This window comes from Paucibacter soli (assembly GCF_037482845.1).
In the GTDB taxonomy this organism is placed as follows: Bacteria; Pseudomonadota; Gammaproteobacteria; order Burkholderiales; family Burkholderiaceae_C; genus Paucibacter_B; species Paucibacter_B soli.
The window spans coordinates 43129-58924 of the sequence record NZ_JBBHJW010000009.1 but is presented as its reverse complement, the minus strand read 5'-3'; the positions used below and the strand labels follow the sequence as shown (position 1 = coordinate 58924).

Below are 15796 nucleotides of genomic sequence, written 5' to 3'. Positions count from 1 at the left end.
AGCGAAGCATCAAGGCGGCTGCTGACGCTCAGCCCCAGATCCGGGCCAGGGTGCCGCGACCGTAAAGTCGAGGTTGGCAAGGTGAGCGCACGCTGATCGACTTACGGTCGACGACGCCGAAGAGATGGGGCGGGTGGCTCAAGAAGAGGGGATATGACGGCGCTCGCGACCTTGACGCACTCTTCGAGCGTGGGTCGTAGACCAAGGGTCTCAATCTGATCGAGATCACTCCGCTGGAGTGCAGTCGGGTTGGCGAACGCATCCAGGAAGGCGCGCCCATGCTTCTGCATGAATGGCGCGGCGGCCGCGATGGCTTCAGGCTCCATGGTGGCAATCGACCAGAGATCGAACAGATCGCGCACCTTGGCACGATTCCCTCGGTGCCACATCTTCTTGGCCAAGATTTCTGAGCAGGTCTCCACCCTGATCGAACGGTCACCGTACGACACCGTCTCAAAAGGATTCGGCGTCAATGAGGATCCGACAACGACGTCGATTTCCCCGTGAGTCAGGCGCAGCTTGATGAACTCGGCATTCTCTTCGTAGTCGGTACTGATGCTTTCGGCGACATCGCTCAGGCGAGGATTGATGTACCCCAGATACTGAGGGTCATCAACGAACAGGTCGATGTCCTTGCTGAGGCGGTGCGCCAACCGAAGCATCAGCACGGTGCCGCCCCCAAAGGTCCAGACTGGACTATCCGTCTCGGACTCGAGGTGAGCCATCAGACGCAGAGCGTGGGGGAGGAGAACCTGCCAATCACCGGGCCGCGAGAAATCGACTGACTTCATTTCCAAAGGGGCCTTTTGTTTCCAAGACTGGCCGCAAGGGCGCGCATGTTGGACCAGATCAACGACCGCGGCAACGAGGACTGCAGATGCACCTGCTCGACCACGTTAGCCAACAAGGCTGCAGAGGCATCGTCAAGGAACGCGTTCATGTGCGGTTCGAAGCCCTCCGGAATCTCGCCGGTGACAACGGCACGCGCAAGGGTTTCGGGGCTCAGACGCGAGCGGTAGCTGACGCTCGCAGAGAGCGCGGCCTGCTCGACCGCCGACATGGTCGGCTTCAACGCCTTCTCACGTCCGCGAGCGGGAGAGAGGTGCAACGAAAGACCCAGCTCAGAAAGCAACCGCATCGTGCGGCCGACGCTCAGATCCTTGATGGTTCCGCTCTCGATTTGGGTGACAGTGACACGGGAGAGGCCACTGAGCTTCGCGAGCAGTGTCTGGGAAATGCCCATATCGGACCTGCGGGTCCGAACGATTTCATTGAGATATGGAATCGCCAACATGATGGTGGAAGAGTACCAAGCTAGACCGCTGTTGTCAAATATTTTTAACCGTATATGAACTTGATGGTCGCGCTGGGTGTGATATCTCAAATCCATGAGCACCTCCTACACCTCGATGACCAAGATCCTCCGCCAGGCGCAGATCAAAGCGGTTCTGCTGATGGCGGTTGCCCCTTGCCTCTTCGGCGCACTCGCCGGCCAGGCGCGACTGCAGAACGAAGGCCTGATGGCCATGGGCTTGATGCTCTGCGCCGCCGTGTCGCTGCTCCTTGGCGCCAAACAAGAGCCGAAGCTGCGCCGCATCGAAGAGGTTCGCACGCGGGTTTACCGCCACGAAACCAAATTGGCGCGTCGCTACGGCCGCCTGATGCCGTTGTAAGGCTTTGGTTCGCGATTGGGTGACGAATCCAGTCATATTGATTTCTCTGCAACTGCGCGGGATCAATAAACAGCGAATAAGATACCCGAAACACTGCTGGCTGCAATTTTGCAGTTTCATGAAAGGAATCGGGTGATGAAGAGTTTGCTTGCTATAGCGTGTTTGGCTGCGCTGGGTCTTGTTGGCTGCAGCGGCACCGCAAACAAAGAACCAAAGGCCGAAGATATCAAGGCCGCCATTGAAGCAAACAAAGGCTTCAAAATCGAGTTCCAGATGGACTCGAAGTGCCGAGCTATCCGCGACACCATGTGGAATTGCAGCTACAAGCGCATGTTCCCGGGCTACGACTGGAAAGATGACGAGGCCAACTTCCGTTGGAACGGCGACAAGCTCATCATCCTTTAATGAGTCCTTGATTTGGCGGCGGTCGATATCGGCCTGCCGCTTTGCTTTTATCAAAGCCCGCCGCGGCGCATGCGGGGGTTCACGATAGGCGCCGAACGTGTCTCGATGCCAAGCGGATACGCCGGTACCGCAGGAGCTGCATGAGCTGCAACAGTTGGCGCTGTCGGCCCAGGGCGAATTCCAGTCATCGGGTCCAGGAAAGGCCTCGGCATCTCAGCTTCAGCTGATGGCTCAGGTGTCGCGTAGAACAGATCGGCTTGCTGCTCAGCAGCCCCTTCCTCTTTGCCAGCTTGCTTCACCTTCTTCCCGGGCTTTGCCACTTTCGGTGGCTTGGCGGCCTTGGGTGCCTTCACGGGCTTCGCAGGCTTGACCGGTTCGATTGGCTCTTTGCCGGCCAGGCGGCGCTCAATCACCTCGGCCATCGATGCCGCCAGCGCTGAGGCCTCGAACGGCATGCGCTTGGTCGGATCCTTGATGCAGAACTTGATAAAGCCCTCGATGCCCTTGATCGAGCACTTGCCAGTCTTCTTCGAAGGGCGCCAGGGACGGCTGGGGACATCCAGGACCTTCGCGCCGCTCTGGAGGAGACCGTCGAACATCTTCAGGTTACCGGCCAGCAGCGCCGCTTCCAAGGGGAGGGCATGCACGAAGCCATTCTTATAGCGGATGAAGAGCACCGTCGCGGGCTTGACGAAGCCGGCTTTCACGTAGTCCTGCCAGAGGCCTTCGAAGTCCACTCGACCCTCCCAGCGCGCGGCGAGAAAGAACTCGAGGAGATCGGTGGCGCCTGGCCCGCAAGGAACGCCATTGGCGATGTAGCTACGGACCTGGGTGATTTCACTGGCACAGGCCTGGGCGGCGCCGCGGGACCATGAGATGTCGCTGGCGTTGGAGAACTCCAAGACGCTCTTGAGCGCGGTGAGGTGTCGGCGACGCAGCTCTTCGGACGTGCTCATGCATTTGCTCCAAGGGTCCGTTGATGGCCGAGCCGGGGAGTCCAGGCCTGTCCAGCTTGTCGCTCACATCTGACCGAAAGTGATCCACAAACGCCTTTGTCGCGAACCGGTGAGCCACAACCTGGCTTGACGCTCGGATCGGCGCCAATGTGAGAAGCAACGCCGGCTGCCAGAAAAGCTGTCGAGCCCATCAGACGTTGCGCCGGCGGCGTGAGGTTTGAGTCGCCGTGGCAGGCGACGACCCCGAGGTCGAGTTCTCGGCACCAACTTTGGTGGCCAGGGTGGCCTGAATCGTCGACGACATCTTCAGGGCGAACTCGGCCGCCTGGAGGTCAGGGAAGGCTCGGTCGACGAGCTTGTCCATTTTCTCGAGCTTGTTGGTGCCGTTGTTCACCAGCAAGGCGCCGCCGTACCAGCGATGCACGAGTGTGATGAGCTCCCCGTTGATGGCGTCCTCCAGCTCGCCCATGAAGACAGTGAGTGTCTTGGTGCCTGCAGCGCCCTGGTCGGGGACAAAATGGAAGGTCTCATCGTCGACGACCAAGGTCCACATGCCTGTGCCTTCATGGTCTGACCGGACGAGCTCTTGGCCAGGAAACTTGCCAGTCTTGATGGAGATCGCCTTCGCATCTCCGACAAGCTTCGACATGGCATTGACGTGGTCGATGAAAGCCTGGTCAACGTGGAACCTGAACAGGGTCGGGCTGGGCTCAACAAGGCGACTGGTTTCCGAGAACGCAGGCAAGATGATCTCGAAGCCCTTGGCCAGGTCGGCCTTTGGGCCTCCCTGGCTCTCTGGTGATGGGGTCGGTTCTGCCACGGGCACGTCCTGAAGTGCAGCTGGTGCCGCAAAATGTCGGTGACGCCCGATCAACGGACGAAAACTGACAACATTGTACAGAATATGTTATTCACTGCGGCAGAGATTCGCACCCAGAACTGAGTGCGGCCGTCGTCAACCTCGAGGCGGAGGCGCCAAGGTGCTTCGGGCCCATTCGGCGTGCCTGGTCATCTCGCCATCCGACGTGATCTTGGGCAGGTCCCGGCTCCATGCGAGGTAGGCGGCTTCGTCAAAGCCGACCAGTTTGACCAGGCCTTGCCCGGTGAGATGGGCAACGACGCTGTTGTGCAGCTTCCAGTCCAAGCCATGGCGTCGCAGGGTCCATTTCCAGTCATCCACTTTGGCGTACCAGACGCCCACCTGGCGTTGGCCAGGGGCCTGGTGGATCGCCTCCAGCGCGCGGGCGATGGCCATGTCGCGGCTGATGCAGGCGCTGCGCAAGGTCATGGCCACGTCGGCCGGGACAGCACGTCTACCAGCCTCCCAGTATTGCCAGGCTCTCTCACTCACCGGTGTCGTGGACATCCACTCCGCGGCCTCCGCCTGGGTCATGAGCAGCAACTGGCGCGCGGCCTGGCATTCCGCTGCACTGAGGTTGCCGGCCATCTCGTCTGGCACGTCGGGGATTGGGGCGAGGCCGATGCTCTGAAGGGTGAGCAATGCCTTGGCGCGCAGGGAGCGCGTTGATGTCATGGGGATCTCCTAGAGTGCGGCCCGCTCTATTGCCAACCGCGAGCAGATTGTTGTTCGTCTTTTACGAACGGTCAAGAGGAGCTGATGTTGGCACGGGGCTGACAGCCGATGGCTTTCAGGAGCAAGCTGGCAGAGCGGGGGGTTCGACCTGGCGGGTGGAGGGTGACTTGGAGATGGAACTCGCGATGAACTCACAGCCATTTGTCATGAAGTCACTACGTTATGCACTGAATCGACCGCCGTTGGTCGAATAGCGCGCGGACGTCGCTGGATCGAGTACACGAGTAAAGCGCTTGGTGGCTGAGCACTTGAAGGTGTGAGGGCCCTGTGATATCTCAAAGCATGACCTGCCATCCGCTCCGATTCGTTGTGCTCATCATGATTGCATTGGCCGCGCCGACAAAGGCGTCGGCAGGGCTGCTGGACTTCACTCCGAAGAACATCTTGATTGGCGGTGCACTTGGAGTTGCAGCCATCGCCGTCGATGGCTACGTGAAGAGGTGCGCTGCGGGTGGCGGCGAATTCGATGCTCTCGGGGAATTCCATCCTGGAAGTTCATTGCTGACGCAGCAGGGGTTGGGGATGCGACTCACGTGCCCTACGACGCCAGATGACTGGACGAAGCCGAAGTACGCATATGCCGCCTATGAGCTGCAGCAGGAGATCGGAATCTTCAAGGTGACCGACAAGCTGCGCGGCAACATGAAAGCCGCAGGCAAGGGCGTCGGCCCGGCTGGGTGTGCTGCACACCACATCGTTCCGGAAAAGGGCTATGGCGGCACGCCTGAACAGCCATCGCTTTCAGATTTGTCCCGGAGAATGCTGGAGAGATGCAAGATCGACATCAACGATGCGATCAATGGTGTCTTTTTGCCGAATCGAAAGGACCCAAAGGAATCAAATTGCACTGGGGCCTACCACCCCAAGTTGCACAAGGAAAACTACTTCCAGCATGTGCTGGACAAGCTGGTGACGGGCTTCGATGCTGAGCAATGCGCTGGTGTCCGAACCGCCCTGAAGGAGCTGAGTGATGAGCTCAGCTCATCGGGCCGAGAGTTCCGCCCTTCCAGCTTGTCCCTGGAAGGGCAAGGCGAACAGATTTTCAGGGGATCAAATTGAAGCTGGTGTGTTTGGAGTACGTGCGCGGCATTGAGCTCAACGCCACTTCATCTGGCATGGACTCTTACCTCGACTGGGTCGGCGACAAGGTCGAATGCAGCATCCAGATGCATGCTCTTGGAATCGATCCAAGGCAGCTGCCGGACTTTCCGAGGGCTTCAACGCTCTCCATCGCCTTCTCTCAAAAGGCAGGCCAAATCGTCGGAGCAGATGCATTCCTTCGAACGACGCAACTCGACATCGATGGTGCCGAGGGTTACAGGATCGGATTCACGTCGAAGGGTGCTCAGCTCTTCAAGAAGAAGGGCTCGCAGTACATCTTCCCCCTGACCTTGCAGCACCCGGAGATGGCTCTCCCGCAAGGATTCATTGAGACGGGGGGCCCATTCACGGGCATCGCTGGCTCGGTGCTTGTCTGTGAAGAGTTGTGGGCGAAGATTGCCAATGCTGGCTTGACTGGGTTCAAGGTTGCCGCGGAGTACGAGGTCTCAGGCGCAGGCTGATCGAAGCCAAAGCGCCTGAATCCGAAGGCGCTTGCAATCGACTCATGACGGAACGCCATGAAGTCACTACGGTATGCAGTGAATCGACTCCAGTTGGTCGCATAACGCACAGACGGTGTGGCATTGGGAATTTGAACCATGGCCTCGGCCTGGTGGATCAGCGGCGCGAACTACCATGTGTCGCAGCGTCGTCGCCCTCAACAATGCCGAACCGAGGCCCAGCTGATGTCCTTCAATCCATTCGATCTCCTGGACATGCTGATGCTGCTGGGCCCGTTTCCGGTCATCGCGGTGTCCATCGCGCAGGTGGGGATCCGCCGGGTGTGGACGTCGTGGCCAGCCATCTGGGGCATGAGCCTGGTCATCTCAGCCGCTCTGTTTCGCCTCCTCCCCCATGCCAGCTTGTCTCACCACATTGCCTTCGTCGCGCCGGTGGCGTGCTTCGGGCAACTCGCGCGCCTAGCCCTTCTCGAGCAGGGTCGCCAAGGTGGCGCAGGCCCAGTCCGGGCCGGCAAGACCATCGGCGTCGCTCTGATGATGATCGGCCTCCTGGTGCTGGGGCTCTTCGGCCTGCTCTACGCGAACAGCTTTACCCAAGGGCTGCTCTTCACCGCCGACACCGGTCGCATGGCGGAGATGGATGCGCCAGCCGGGTGCTTCCGGATCGTCGAGGTCGACACGCTACGAATCACCCTGGCCGCCCTGATTGCCATCGGCAGCGGCTTCGTGCTCGAGTTGCTGCTGAGCAAGGTGGCCAACAGACAGAAGGTCAAGTCAGCAGGTCCAGGCCCAGCCGAGGCTGGAGAGGTGCGGACCAGGTCCGCGCTCATTGCCGGTGCCGTGGTCGCCGCGGCGATGCTGGCGTTCGGCTGGGTCGATCACCTGCCGAGGTGCTTGCGCGAGGAGCGTCCGGCTCACAGCGCCGAGCTGGCGCCACCGGCTGCAAGCGGCGCGCAGCTCAGGGGTTGATCGCGCGGCGCCGGCGGGCCGTAGCCACAAGCCCGGGTCCGACTTGGAGATCATGCAGCGAGGCACTCAGAGGGGCGTAGAGACCAGAGTTCCCCAGTGCACTCTTGACCTGGTGCGGCTCAAACGCAACCACCAGGCGGGTGGGCTCACCGGTGGGCCGGTAGCTGTTGTCGACCAAGATGACGCCGTCGGCGCGGCGATCACTGGCCCACTCGAGGATCAGGGACTGGTAGACGTCCCAGAAACTGATCGTGTCCTCGGTGACTCCCAGGCGCTCCATGCCCTCGCTGCGCAGGAAGGCGTCGTCAACGATCAGCGGCCGCTGCAGGGCGACATAGACCGGCATGACGTGGCACTCGAGACGCTTGTTCAGGCCCACGGTGTCGTTCTCAGCGTAGTCGCTGGCCGATTTCGGGTCCGAGGTGAAGAAGAAGCCGGCCTCGTCAGCCCGGAAGTTGTCACCGATGCACTTCTTGTCGAAGGCGGTGAAGTCCTGAGTGGTGCCGTGATACAGCACCAGCGGGTGCCCCGCGGCGTCGACGACCTTGGAGTCCCGGAACCAGGCCTTGAAGTTCTCGGCGACCGAGCGGCCATTGGGCGCGATGACGTGCTCGAGCTGCAGCGGACTCTGGGGGCGGAAGTGTGGCTTCAGGGGTTTCATCACGGATGCGGAGTATGAGGTTTTTTGACCAGTCAACGTGGCCGCGCGCGGCGAGGCGCGGAGGCGGGACTCTGGGCTTGGACTGGCGGACTCACCAGGCGCGTCGGCGCCAACTGACATGGCTCGAGGTCATTGACCAGGTTGCTGTCGCCGCGGAACAAGCCGCTGTTTCCCAATGCACTCTTGATCTGGCCTGGCCAGAAGGCCACGCAGACGCCGTCGGAGGTGACGATCCCGTCATAGCCCTGCGAATAGAGCGCGCGCCGGCGCCGCTCGTAGTACGAGGGCACGTGCGGCGGCAAGAAGTCCATGCGCTTGGGATTCTTCAGGGCCAGGTACACCGGCATCACGTTGCCGCCGTCGCCGGCGCGCCGCGCGTAGCCGCTGGCCATCTCCGGGTCCGAGGTGAAGAACGCCGGACCCTCGCGAAAGCGCTCGATGTCCAGGCCCGTGCCGTGGAAGACGACGAGAGGGGCGCCCTGGGCGTCAACGACCTGGCTGCCGCCAAACCAGCGCTGGAAGTGCTCGGCGGCCGGGCGGCCGTCAGGCGCCACGAGTCCGGAGAGTCGCTCCGGGACCAGGAGAGGTGTGGTGTCGTTCATGGGCGAGGACGCCGAGCTGATGGAGCTGCCGCGGCCGCGGGCACGGATGCTGGAGGGGATGCTGGAGGCGTCGGGATCGTCTCGAGCACGAAGGTGACCTGTTCCGGCCGCAAGGCGATGTACGAATCCCCGCCACCCTCGGTGGCATTCGAGTAGACGACGGAGTCGTAGCCGGCGGCCTCGACGATCTCACGGAACAGCTCGTGATCCAGGTAACCGTCCGAGCTCAGCTCTTCATAGCGGGCGTCAGTCAGCGCGCCGGCGCCGTGTAGGGCGGACAGCACGTTCTGGGATCCCCAGGTGTAGCAGTCAGCCAGGCGCAGCGGCCTGGCCAGGTGCAGGTTGCAGACCAGGACCCGGGCATTCTGCAGGTCCTCGGGGTCCCCAAACTCGAGGATGTCGGCCAGGCGGCGGTTGGCCGCCTCAATGGGCCCGAAGTGAAAGCCGATGTCCTCGGTGAACTCGAACTTGTCGAAATCCTCAGCAGCCACGGTGCCGTGATAGGCCAGGATCGGAGTCGATGGCACGGCGGCGGCCGGCGGCCGGCGCAACTCAATGGCGTCCGACAAGGGGATGCAATCGCGGTCCATGTTCGCCATGATCGCCGCGGCGTTCTGGGCCTTCACCCATTTGCGGGCATCGTCACTGCGAACGAGCAGGTCGTCGTTGGCGAAGCGCAGGAAGGGATCGAACCAGCCATACCGGTTCTCCGCCAGGTAGAGCAGGGGCCGGAGCTGGGCGCCGTCCGGGTCCGTGGCCAGGTACTGCTTGCGCGTGAGGGGCCGCAGGTCGACAACGGCATCGACGTCAGAAGGCTTCGAGCCCGCGCGCGCGACTGATCCGAAGACCATGAGCTTGCCAGGCAATGAAAGCTGGGCAAGCGATTCCAGAATCCCGTTGATGACCGGGTGGGACTCGGTAGCAGGTGAGCTCGAGGTCGACATCACAGGGCCCGGCCGGCGCGCCGAGAGGCGGGCCTCGACTGATCTGACGTGTCCAGGCCCGAGGCTTGGACACCATCGACGTGCTTGCGCATCTCGAAGGCGACCAGCTGCGCATTCATGGCGCCGGCGATCTGCTCGGTCAGCGGCAGGGTGTGGATGAGCTCACGCAGGTTCGGCGCGATGCCATTGCCGCGGTAGTTCTCGGGGCCACGAAGATCAAGAGACCGCCAGTCACAGGTAGGCGGCAGACTCAGGTCGACACCCATCTCCAGGAGTAGCTCGAAGGCCTCCTGATGGCCGTTGGCGATGGCCAGCTCGGCCGGGCGGCACGCATCGGGCCGAGTCCGAGTCCGAAACATTTCCCTGCCGAGACCGCCAATTGCGTCATTGATGTCGAGGTAGCCGGCCGCGGCGTAGTCGCCCAGCAGGCTCTTAACCTCAGGGAAGCCGCTCCATCCATGCCGGGTCAGGAACTGGCTTGCGATGAATGCGGCCGGCGCGTGATCGGTGTAGAACGGACTCTTGATGCCGATCCCGCGAGCCCGAAAGTCAGCGCAAGCACTCAGCCGCTCAGCGAGCGCGACGCGCGGTTCGGTACCGTCGTTGGGCGGATGGCCAGGCGGAACCGATTTGCCGGGCGGTAGCGGGTTCAGGATCCGTTCCACAAGCAGGAAGACGCCCAAGTAGGCCAGCGAATGCGCTTCGACACGCTCGGACTCAAGGGAAGATGCGGGACTCGATTTCATGCTGGCCTCAGAGAACTCGGCCAGCGCGGCGCGCGCGGGGACCCGCGGGCATCTCGTGGCCATCAAGGGTGGCGTCGATGCGCTTGCGCATCAAGACCTCGGTGACCACCGAAGCCATCAGGGGTCCAAGAGCTGGATTCCGCACCTTGGCGGTGATGACCTCGTAGATGTCAGCCGGCGGCGTGCCATCGCTCTTGGCACGTGTGTTAGAGGTCTGAGTCCAGTCTCGCGAGGGGATCTTGGCCAGATCAGCGCCGGCCTCGAGGAATACGCGGAAGGCGTCGAGGTTGTCGTTGATGATCGCGAACTCGAGCGGCAGCACCAGGTTGTTCGGCGGGGTGCCAACACCGGTGAAGACGTTGCCGTTGCGCAGCGGGCCGTCGACATCGAGCATGCCGGCCGCCACATAGTCCCTGAAGAGCTCGACGATCTCAGGGTGCCGGGCCCAATCGTGGCGCTCCAGGAACTTCATGGCCACGCCGTTCTCGAACAGCGTGCATGGAGTCCGTGAGGCGATCATCGCGCGACACACTTCCAGCTCCGATGGCAGGAACTTTCGGGCCCATTCAGCCAGTTCAGCGTTGGTGCCATCACGCTGGTTCGCGTTGATGAAGACGTTCCCGAGGGAGTAGGAATGGTCAGCGATGGGGTCGGCGGCGGCCTCACCTGTCGACAGCTCGGCGGCGCCGGGCGAATCGCCGGTGTCTTGGATAGCCGATAGTGGTGTCGTCATCAGAAATCGAGGCCTTGAATGGAAAACGGCGCCGTCGAAGATCGAGGGCGCCGTCACCAGCTGAGGAAACTGCCTACTACAGCCCTGGCTCCACGATGCACACGGCACCCATGGTCAGGAAGCAGCGCTCCAAGATGGCGCCGATCTCGAAATTTTCGACATCGCAATATGAATGCCACTGAGACCGGTTAGTCGACCGCCGCTCGAGAGCTGCCGACCAAGCCATCCTGGAACCTGCTTTGCTGGGCAGCCAGCCAAAGTGGAAGTCGAAAACCACCTCGGCCAGCATCCAGCGCGAGTCCACATGATATCACATACGCAGTGGAAATCAAGCAAAATCTTCGGCCACGGTGGGGTCAGAGCTTGGCCGCGGCGCGCCGGCGAGTGGGGGCGGCAGGAGCCACCTCAGAGTTGGGCTGCACACCAGACGACGCCATTGCCTCCTCGATCACGAGCTTCATAGATGCCTCTCTCAGTCGGGCTTGAATCAGAGGTATGACATGCCGGTCCCGGCAATGCTTGGCAGCGAACTCGATGGCGTCCTTCACGACCGGTTTTGGGCGCTTTGGCGGGCGCATGTTCGGCTGCGACTGCAACTTCGCCAGGCGCTCCGCGCGGGCATCGAGCCAGCCCTTGGAGGGAACCAAGCGTACGTCGGCGCCGTGGTGAAGGAACATCTCGAGGGCCTGGACATTGCCTTGCTCAATGGCTCGCTCGATGGGCAAGCCGCCATCGACATCGGAGTTGATGTCCACGAGACCGCAGGCAACGTACTCGGCAAACAGGCTCTTGACCGTGCTCGGATAGTTCCACCTCACCATCTTCGCAAAAGGAACGGCGGCGCCGCCTTTGACCGGAACTCGGTCGGCAATGAACTGACGACACTGCTGAACACCAGGAAATTGGGGCTGATGGCGGCATAGATCGAAAGCTCGTGCTGCTCAGGGGTTCCCCTGGAGCGGCGGCGGCGGGTTGAAGGCGATTCCGAGGGCATAGTCTCAGATGCTGAGCAAAACGCCCAGCGGTAGTCCCGGGTGGGCACTTCGCAGAGGACCATAGTCTGCCAATTGTCCCTGGACCCCACACAGGCGAGGGCGATCACGGCGGGTGTGGCTTCGGCGCACAGTGTCATTTCGGGCGATGCGGGCGACGAAGAGAAGGAGTGGGCGCGCTCGAAGATGCGGTAGCTGCGGATCCCATCTGCTGGGCCAGCAGATCGCGCACCTGGGCAGCAAGCGTACGCAGACCCTTGCTGACGCCGTCGTGCTCGGTGAGGGTGCTCCAGAATGCCAGCGCCGGCGCCGCAGCTGGGCCATCAACACTCATCGGGTCGAGATCGAAGACCTGGTAGTCGGGCAGGCCACCCAACATTGGGTTCGGGCGCCAGCGCATCGGGAGCATGTCGTAGATCGGCGCCAGCGAGAAGCGGCCGCGGGCCATATCCTCCGGCCTCACAAAGAGCCCCAAGTTGCCGGAGTGCATGTCGGTGTTGCCGATGAGGCGGCCGAACTGCAATGCGAGCTTGGCGCGCTCGGCATCCTCGCTGGTGAGTCGCCTCTGCCCGGCCAGAGCCTGGCAAGTGGTTGCCCAGTTGGCGTACGAGTCAGCCACGAACTCTCGATGGACGTCGCCCACAGAGACGACGTGCTTGCGGCCGCGGGCGCCGACCCGATCAAAGCGGTCGCTCATCAGGTAGGCGCGGGTCTTCGTGCGCACGACAGTCGAATTCGCAGTCTCAACCCCATGTTCTCGCAGCACCTTGCTTGCGAGATCCTCGGCGCTGAGCAGGTCCGCCCAGCGATCACCGAAGGGGGCCCCAAGCGGAGGCGAAAACTTCACGAGCACGTGACGCCCGCCAGGCAGAGCCGCCAGGAACTTTGGCTGCTCGCCGCCGGCCGAGGATCCAGCCGGAAGCGTGGCAGCCACATCCGACGCCATCCGGTCCAGGCCCTCAGCGAGGCCATCAGGATCAATGGGGAGGATGTCGTGCTTCGATCCGGAGGTGGGGTCGCCAATGGAAATGGAGCCCGGGGCGTCGTGCAGCTGCAGGGCGCCATACAAAATCGACTCCAGACCCCAGTGCTCTGGGTTGGCACCGAGCCCCTGGGGCTCGAGGCGCTGAGCCAGCAGGCGGCCAAGAAAGCCCTGAGCCTTCAACGGCGACAGGAACCACGGCAGCTCACCAGTTGTCGTGCTCGACACCAGGTCGGACTCGACGTGCAGGACATCGTTGGCCAGCAGAGTGATCTTGCCGATGGAATGAATCCGGCCATCTTCAGAGGTCCAGTAAACGGCGTGCTGAGCCGGGAATCCTCTGATAGATTTTGGGAGGCCATAGCGGGTTGCTCTGGCGGACCCAAAAACGAGAACCTGAGAGCTCAATTCAGAGATCAAACGGGAGACCGTGGGCTGGCTTTTACCAGTGATGTCCTGCAACTCTTTCGACGAAGCAATCCCCTGACTGGACAGGAGTCCCAGGATGAGCTGATGATCGCGAGAGAGGGTCACCATGGATTCTCTGTGAATTGATTATGAATAGATACTACATCACAGGTTCGCGCTCAACAAGCGGCCCAGTGAGCTCTTGCGAGCTTCAGAGCACGCGGGATCTTCTGAGTGGAATCGAAGCTGGGGCCTGGACCGGCGCCTCGGCATCAGCTGCCTTGATGACGTTGGCCATCCTCCTCGCCGTCAAGGCAGAGACCCAGTAGTCCTTGTAGTTGCCCGCCAGGGCGGACTCGATCTGGTCGTACAGGCGGCCGCTGGCGGCGCCCTCAGGATCGAACTCGACCATGACGTCGACAAAGGCCGCGGCGCCGGCGCCGTCGACCTGAGGAATGCGCTTGATACCGGATGAGCTCCCTTGCAGCATGCCGCGAATCACCCACTGGGCCGCCTCGACGGTAGTGGAGGGCTGGCCCATCACCTCTTGCGTTGGCGTGCGAAGCTGAGGCGGTTGGAGAGCGACCAGGCCGTGGACCAGAGCGCGAAGGCTGTCGGCCTTCTTGTCGTTCGAGACGCCGCCCCAGGACCAAAGCGAGGTGCTGAGATTGGGCAGCAGCATGCCCACATCAAGATGGCCGGACTTGGCCAGTGCGGCGATGAAGCCATCCGCGTTCAACTCGAAGCTCGAGGCATCGGGTGCGACCAGGCCGCAAGCGACCTGGAACGAGCGGCGCAACTGGATCTGCAGGGCCGTGGCCACGTTGCCATCCCTGACCGCGAGGAAGCTTGCTGGGGCTTTCTTCAACCCCTTACGGCGCAGATCATCCAGCTCCATGATGGACACCAGCGCCCGGGTCGAACTGCGCGAAAGGGTTGAGATGAACCTCACGAGCGTGATGCCCTGGAAGCGATAGTATTTCTTGGCTTCCCTATTGAGGGCGAATGGAGACGATGAAGTGAAGCCGACGCGCACGCAAGGGTGCTTGGCGAAGGCCTCAATCTTGGCCAGGTCCACTCCATGGCGCGCTCGTGGGAACTCAATTCTGGGAGAGTTGGCGATCACGTGTGCAATGGGGCCCATCTCCGCGCCGCTGATGGGCAGGCTCTTGATGAAGATGCGCGGGTGCAGCAGCACCGGATGATCCACGAGGAGGGCGGAGAGTTGCTGCTGCGCGCGGTCGCACAGCAGCTCGTATTCAGCAGGCTGGCAAGAGGAGGGGAGTTTGGACAGCGGGATCTGGAGGAGACGGATGGAGGCGACCACCCGGTCGATGGTCTTGAATGCAGGACTCGTCGCCATGGCGATCAGGAGCTCAGGATCCTCGGAGTTCAGCGTGGTGAACTGGAGGCTGCTGTGCTCGAGAGGAGCGTTCTTGAGGCCAGAGGTCTCGCTCAACCAGCGCTCGCCATTGACGCCTGTGACGTCGTCCAGATGCGCAGAGAGTGCCGGCAAGCCCAGCGCAGCCTTTTCGGCCATCAAAACCAGGCCATCGTCGTCCAAATGCTCGCTCATAGGCCAGCCCTTCTGCTTCGTGTTGATCGAATTTCGTCACGGGTGACAATATTTGCCACATCGCCAGCGGGTGACAATTCTTGTCGCTGGATTGATGCCGCGATTTGTCGGTGCATGAGGGCGTCGGTGAGCCCCGCGACCATGGCTTCTTCATCGGACAGCTTCCAGGACCTGGCGTAGGACAGCAGGTCTGGGTGCTCGGCCGGCGTTGCCAGCGCGACATCGGCGCCCAGCAGGATGAGCTCGCGCGCCGCGGCTTTGTTGCCCGTCGCAATGGCCGCGGCCAATGGAACACTCCCGTGGCAGCTGCTGCGGGTATCGCCTTCGAGCGGCTTGTTCAGATCGAGCGCGCCAGCTGCGTGGTACTTCCTGGTCAGTGCCAGATAGCGATCACGGTTCTCGTCGTCCCATTCGAACCAGAAGAAGCAGCTCTCCACTGGGCTGTTCGGGCGGGCGACCTCATGAACCGGATGTCCGGCCTCGAGCAGCAGTTCGCAGCACGCCAGGTGCGAGGTGTGGCCGAGGCTGATGCCGCGGTAGAGAGCCATGTAGTGCAGCGAGCAAGTCGAGCCGAGGAAGTCGTGTCCCTTCGTGAAGTCCTCATGGCCAGGCTGAAGTCGCATCGCCAAGCGCACGCCGTCGGCACAGCCGTGGCTGACGGCCTCGAGGGGAAGTGAACTGGTCTGAAACCGCCTGCTCAACCCTTGGGATCCATTGCGCCAAACCTGGCTGGTCAGGACATCGTCGAGCGTCAGGCCAAGGTCCTCTGCTGCCAGGACGTGCTCCAGCAGCTGCACCTGGTCATGCTTCATGCAGAGGTTGGCCAAGGAAGCATGCTCGGAGTCGAGCTGGAATCCCTTGCGCACGGCTTGTCTGAGGGTCTCGCCATTGCACTGGGCGCGAAGCTGCAGGAGCTCGATGACAGCAGCCGCGTCGCCGGCGCCAATGGCCGCAATGAGATCGCTGGTCTTGAATTGCGTCGCTTCCATCCTG

The 15796-nt window shown here is 62.0% G+C and carries 19 protein-coding genes; 5 read left to right on the top strand and 14 right to left on the bottom strand.

All coding sequences use genetic code 11. The features are described 5' to 3' along the window. Nucleotides 1–101: 101 nt before the first annotated feature. On the bottom strand, nucleotides 102–791 hold the full coding sequence (locus WG898_RS18230; protein ID WP_339604231.1) for a nucleotidyl transferase AbiEii/AbiGii toxin family protein: 690 nt from the start codon (nucleotides 789–791) through the stop codon (nucleotides 102–104). Beyond that, the gene (locus WG898_RS18225; protein ID WP_339604230.1) at nucleotides 788–1390 is read right to left on the bottom strand and encodes a helix-turn-helix domain-containing protein; all 603 of its coding nucleotides are present in this window, start codon (nucleotides 1388–1390) and stop codon (nucleotides 788–790) included. The genes WG898_RS18230 and WG898_RS18225 overlap by 4 nt, the downstream gene beginning before the upstream one ends. Between WG898_RS18225 and WG898_RS18220 the strand changes: the two genes are divergently transcribed. Beyond that, nucleotides 1389–1673 (top strand): hypothetical protein, encoded by a 285-nt coding sequence (locus WG898_RS18220; protein WP_339604229.1) that lies wholly within the window; start codon nucleotides 1389–1391, stop codon nucleotides 1671–1673. The two genes, WG898_RS18225 and WG898_RS18220, sit on opposite strands and share 2 nt — an antisense overlap. Before the next feature lie 135 nt (nucleotides 1674–1808). Next, a complete protein-coding gene (locus WG898_RS18215; protein WP_339604228.1) occupies nucleotides 1809–2078 on the top strand; it encodes a hypothetical protein in 270 nt (89 codons plus the stop codon). A gap of 50 nt (nucleotides 2079–2128) precedes the next feature. On the opposite strand, the gene WG898_RS18210 is transcribed toward WG898_RS18215, so the two are convergent. The 3 genes from WG898_RS18210 to WG898_RS18200 all read right to left on the bottom strand — a co-directional run bounded on the left by WG898_RS18210 (nucleotide 2129) and on the right by WG898_RS18200 (nucleotide 4568). Next, nucleotides 2129–3034, bottom strand: a complete 906-nt coding sequence (locus tag WG898_RS18210; protein ID WP_339604227.1) for a hypothetical protein — start codon at nucleotides 3032–3034, stop codon at nucleotides 2129–2131. Nucleotides 3035–3224: 190 nt separating this feature from the next. Continuing rightward, nucleotides 3225–3854, bottom strand: coding sequence for a hypothetical protein (locus WG898_RS18205; RefSeq protein WP_339604226.1), 630 nt, complete (start codon nucleotides 3852–3854; stop codon nucleotides 3225–3227). A gap of 135 nt (nucleotides 3855–3989) precedes the next feature. Then, nucleotides 3990–4568 (bottom strand): Aca2/YdiL-like domain-containing protein, encoded by a 579-nt coding sequence (locus tag WG898_RS18200; protein ID WP_339604225.1) that lies wholly within the window; start codon nucleotides 4566–4568, stop codon nucleotides 3990–3992. Between the two features lie 378 nt (nucleotides 4569–4946). Here WG898_RS18200 and WG898_RS18195 point away from each other — a divergent pair, with 378 nt between their 5' ends. The 3 genes from WG898_RS18195 to WG898_RS18185 all read left to right on the top strand — a co-directional run bounded on the left by WG898_RS18195 (nucleotide 4947) and on the right by WG898_RS18185 (nucleotide 7159). Further along, nucleotides 4947–5687 carry an AHH domain-containing protein gene (locus tag WG898_RS18195; protein ID WP_339604224.1) on the top strand — a complete coding sequence of 247 codons (741 nt, stop codon included), beginning with the start codon at nucleotides 4947–4949 and terminating at the stop codon, nucleotides 5685–5687. 56 nt (nucleotides 5688–5743) lie between these two features. Continuing rightward, nucleotides 5744–6190 carry a hypothetical protein gene (locus tag WG898_RS18190; protein WP_339604223.1) on the top strand — a complete coding sequence of 149 codons (447 nt, stop codon included), beginning with the start codon at nucleotides 5744–5746 and terminating at the stop codon, nucleotides 6188–6190. 138 nt (nucleotides 6191–6328) lie between these two features. Then, nucleotides 6329–7159 (top strand): hypothetical protein, encoded by an 831-nt coding sequence (locus tag WG898_RS18185; RefSeq protein WP_339604222.1) that lies wholly within the window; start codon nucleotides 6329–6331, stop codon nucleotides 7157–7159. Here WG898_RS18185 and WG898_RS18180 read toward each other — a convergent pair. The 9 genes from WG898_RS18180 to WG898_RS18140 all read right to left on the bottom strand — a co-directional run bounded on the left by WG898_RS18180 (nucleotide 7149) and on the right by WG898_RS18140 (nucleotide 15792). Then, nucleotides 7149–7820, bottom strand: a complete 672-nt coding sequence (locus WG898_RS18180) for an ADP-ribosyltransferase-containing protein (protein ID WP_339604221.1) — start codon at nucleotides 7818–7820, stop codon at nucleotides 7149–7151. The two genes, WG898_RS18185 and WG898_RS18180, sit on opposite strands and share 11 nt — an antisense overlap. 32 nt (nucleotides 7821–7852) lie before the next feature. Then, a complete protein-coding gene (locus WG898_RS18175; RefSeq protein WP_339604220.1) occupies nucleotides 7853–8422 on the bottom strand; it encodes an ADP-ribosyltransferase-containing protein in 570 nt (189 codons plus the stop codon). After that, nucleotides 8419–9366 carry a hypothetical protein gene (locus tag WG898_RS18170; protein WP_339604219.1) on the bottom strand — a complete coding sequence of 316 codons (948 nt, stop codon included), beginning with the start codon at nucleotides 9364–9366 and terminating at the stop codon, nucleotides 8419–8421. The genes WG898_RS18175 and WG898_RS18170 overlap by 4 nt, the downstream gene beginning before the upstream one ends. Continuing rightward, complete coding sequence (locus WG898_RS18165) at nucleotides 9366–10112, bottom strand: hypothetical protein (RefSeq protein ID WP_339604218.1); 747 nt, start codon at nucleotides 10110–10112, stop codon at nucleotides 9366–9368. The genes WG898_RS18170 and WG898_RS18165 overlap by 1 nt, the downstream gene beginning before the upstream one ends. 7 nt (nucleotides 10113–10119) lie before the next feature. Then, complete coding sequence (locus WG898_RS18160; RefSeq protein WP_339604217.1) at nucleotides 10120–10845, bottom strand: hypothetical protein; 726 nt, start codon at nucleotides 10843–10845, stop codon at nucleotides 10120–10122. Between the two features lie 356 nt (nucleotides 10846–11201). Continuing rightward, a complete protein-coding gene (locus WG898_RS18155; protein ID WP_339604216.1) occupies nucleotides 11202–11600 on the bottom strand; it encodes a hypothetical protein in 399 nt (132 codons plus the stop codon). A 373-nt stretch (nucleotides 11601–11973) separates the two neighbouring features. Beyond that, entirely contained in the window at nucleotides 11974–13356 is a 1383-nt protein-coding gene (locus tag WG898_RS18150) for a HipA domain-containing protein (RefSeq protein WP_339604215.1), read from the bottom strand. 82 nt (nucleotides 13357–13438) lie between these two features. Beyond that, nucleotides 13439–14803 carry a hypothetical protein gene (locus tag WG898_RS18145; protein WP_339604214.1) on the bottom strand — a complete coding sequence of 455 codons (1365 nt, stop codon included), beginning with the start codon at nucleotides 14801–14803 and terminating at the stop codon, nucleotides 13439–13441. Next, nucleotides 14800–15792 carry a hypothetical protein gene (locus WG898_RS18140; protein ID WP_339604213.1) on the bottom strand — a complete coding sequence of 331 codons (993 nt, stop codon included), beginning with the start codon at nucleotides 15790–15792 and terminating at the stop codon, nucleotides 14800–14802. Before WG898_RS18140 ends, WG898_RS18145 begins: the two co-directional genes overlap by 4 nt. Between the last annotated feature and the right edge of the window lie 4 nt (nucleotides 15793–15796).

Bases quoted from the DNA above. Each gene is read 5' to 3' on its own strand.
- WG898_RS18230 (WP_339604231.1), bottom strand. From the start codon at position 791: ATGAAGTCAGTCGATTTCTCGCGGCCCGGTGATTGGCAGGTTCTCCTC.
- WG898_RS18220 (WP_339604229.1), top strand. From the start codon at position 1,389: ATGAGCACCTCCTACACCTCGATGACCAAGATCCTCCGCCAGGCGCAG.
- WG898_RS18225 (WP_339604230.1), bottom strand. From the start codon at position 1,390: ATGGATTTGAGATATCACACCCAGCGCGACCATCAAGTTCATATACGG.
- WG898_RS18215 (WP_339604228.1), top strand. From the start codon at position 1,809: ATGAAGAGTTTGCTTGCTATAGCGTGTTTGGCTGCGCTGGGTCTTGTT.
- WG898_RS18210 (WP_339604227.1), bottom strand. From the start codon at position 3,034: ATGAGCACGTCCGAAGAGCTGCGTCGCCGACACCTCACCGCGCTCAAG.
- WG898_RS18200 (WP_339604225.1), bottom strand. From the start codon at position 4,568: ATGACATCAACGCGCTCCCTGCGCGCCAAGGCATTGCTCACCCTTCAG.
- WG898_RS18195 (WP_339604224.1), top strand. From the start codon at position 4,947: ATGATTGCATTGGCCGCGCCGACAAAGGCGTCGGCAGGGCTGCTGGAC.
- WG898_RS18190 (WP_339604223.1), top strand. From the start codon at position 5,744: ATGGACTCTTACCTCGACTGGGTCGGCGACAAGGTCGAATGCAGCATC.
- WG898_RS18185 (WP_339604222.1), top strand. From the start codon at position 6,329: ATGGCCTCGGCCTGGTGGATCAGCGGCGCGAACTACCATGTGTCGCAG.
- WG898_RS18180 (WP_339604221.1), bottom strand. From the start codon at position 7,820: ATGAAACCCCTGAAGCCACACTTCCGCCCCCAGAGTCCGCTGCAGCTC.
- WG898_RS18175 (WP_339604220.1), bottom strand. From the start codon at position 8,422: ATGAACGACACCACACCTCTCCTGGTCCCGGAGCGACTCTCCGGACTC.
- WG898_RS18170 (WP_339604219.1), bottom strand. From the start codon at position 9,366: ATGTCGACCTCGAGCTCACCTGCTACCGAGTCCCACCCGGTCATCAAC.
- WG898_RS18165 (WP_339604218.1), bottom strand. From the start codon at position 10,112: ATGAAATCGAGTCCCGCATCTTCCCTTGAGTCCGAGCGTGTCGAAGCG.
- WG898_RS18160 (WP_339604217.1), bottom strand. From the start codon at position 10,845: ATGACGACACCACTATCGGCTATCCAAGACACCGGCGATTCGCCCGGC.
- WG898_RS18150 (WP_339604215.1), bottom strand. From the start codon at position 13,356: ATGGTGACCCTCTCTCGCGATCATCAGCTCATCCTGGGACTCCTGTCC.
- WG898_RS18145 (WP_339604214.1), bottom strand. From the start codon at position 14,803: ATGAGCGAGCATTTGGACGACGATGGCCTGGTTTTGATGGCCGAAAAG.
- WG898_RS18140 (WP_339604213.1), bottom strand. From the start codon at position 15,792: ATGGAAGCGACGCAATTCAAGACCAGCGATCTCATTGCGGCCATTGGC.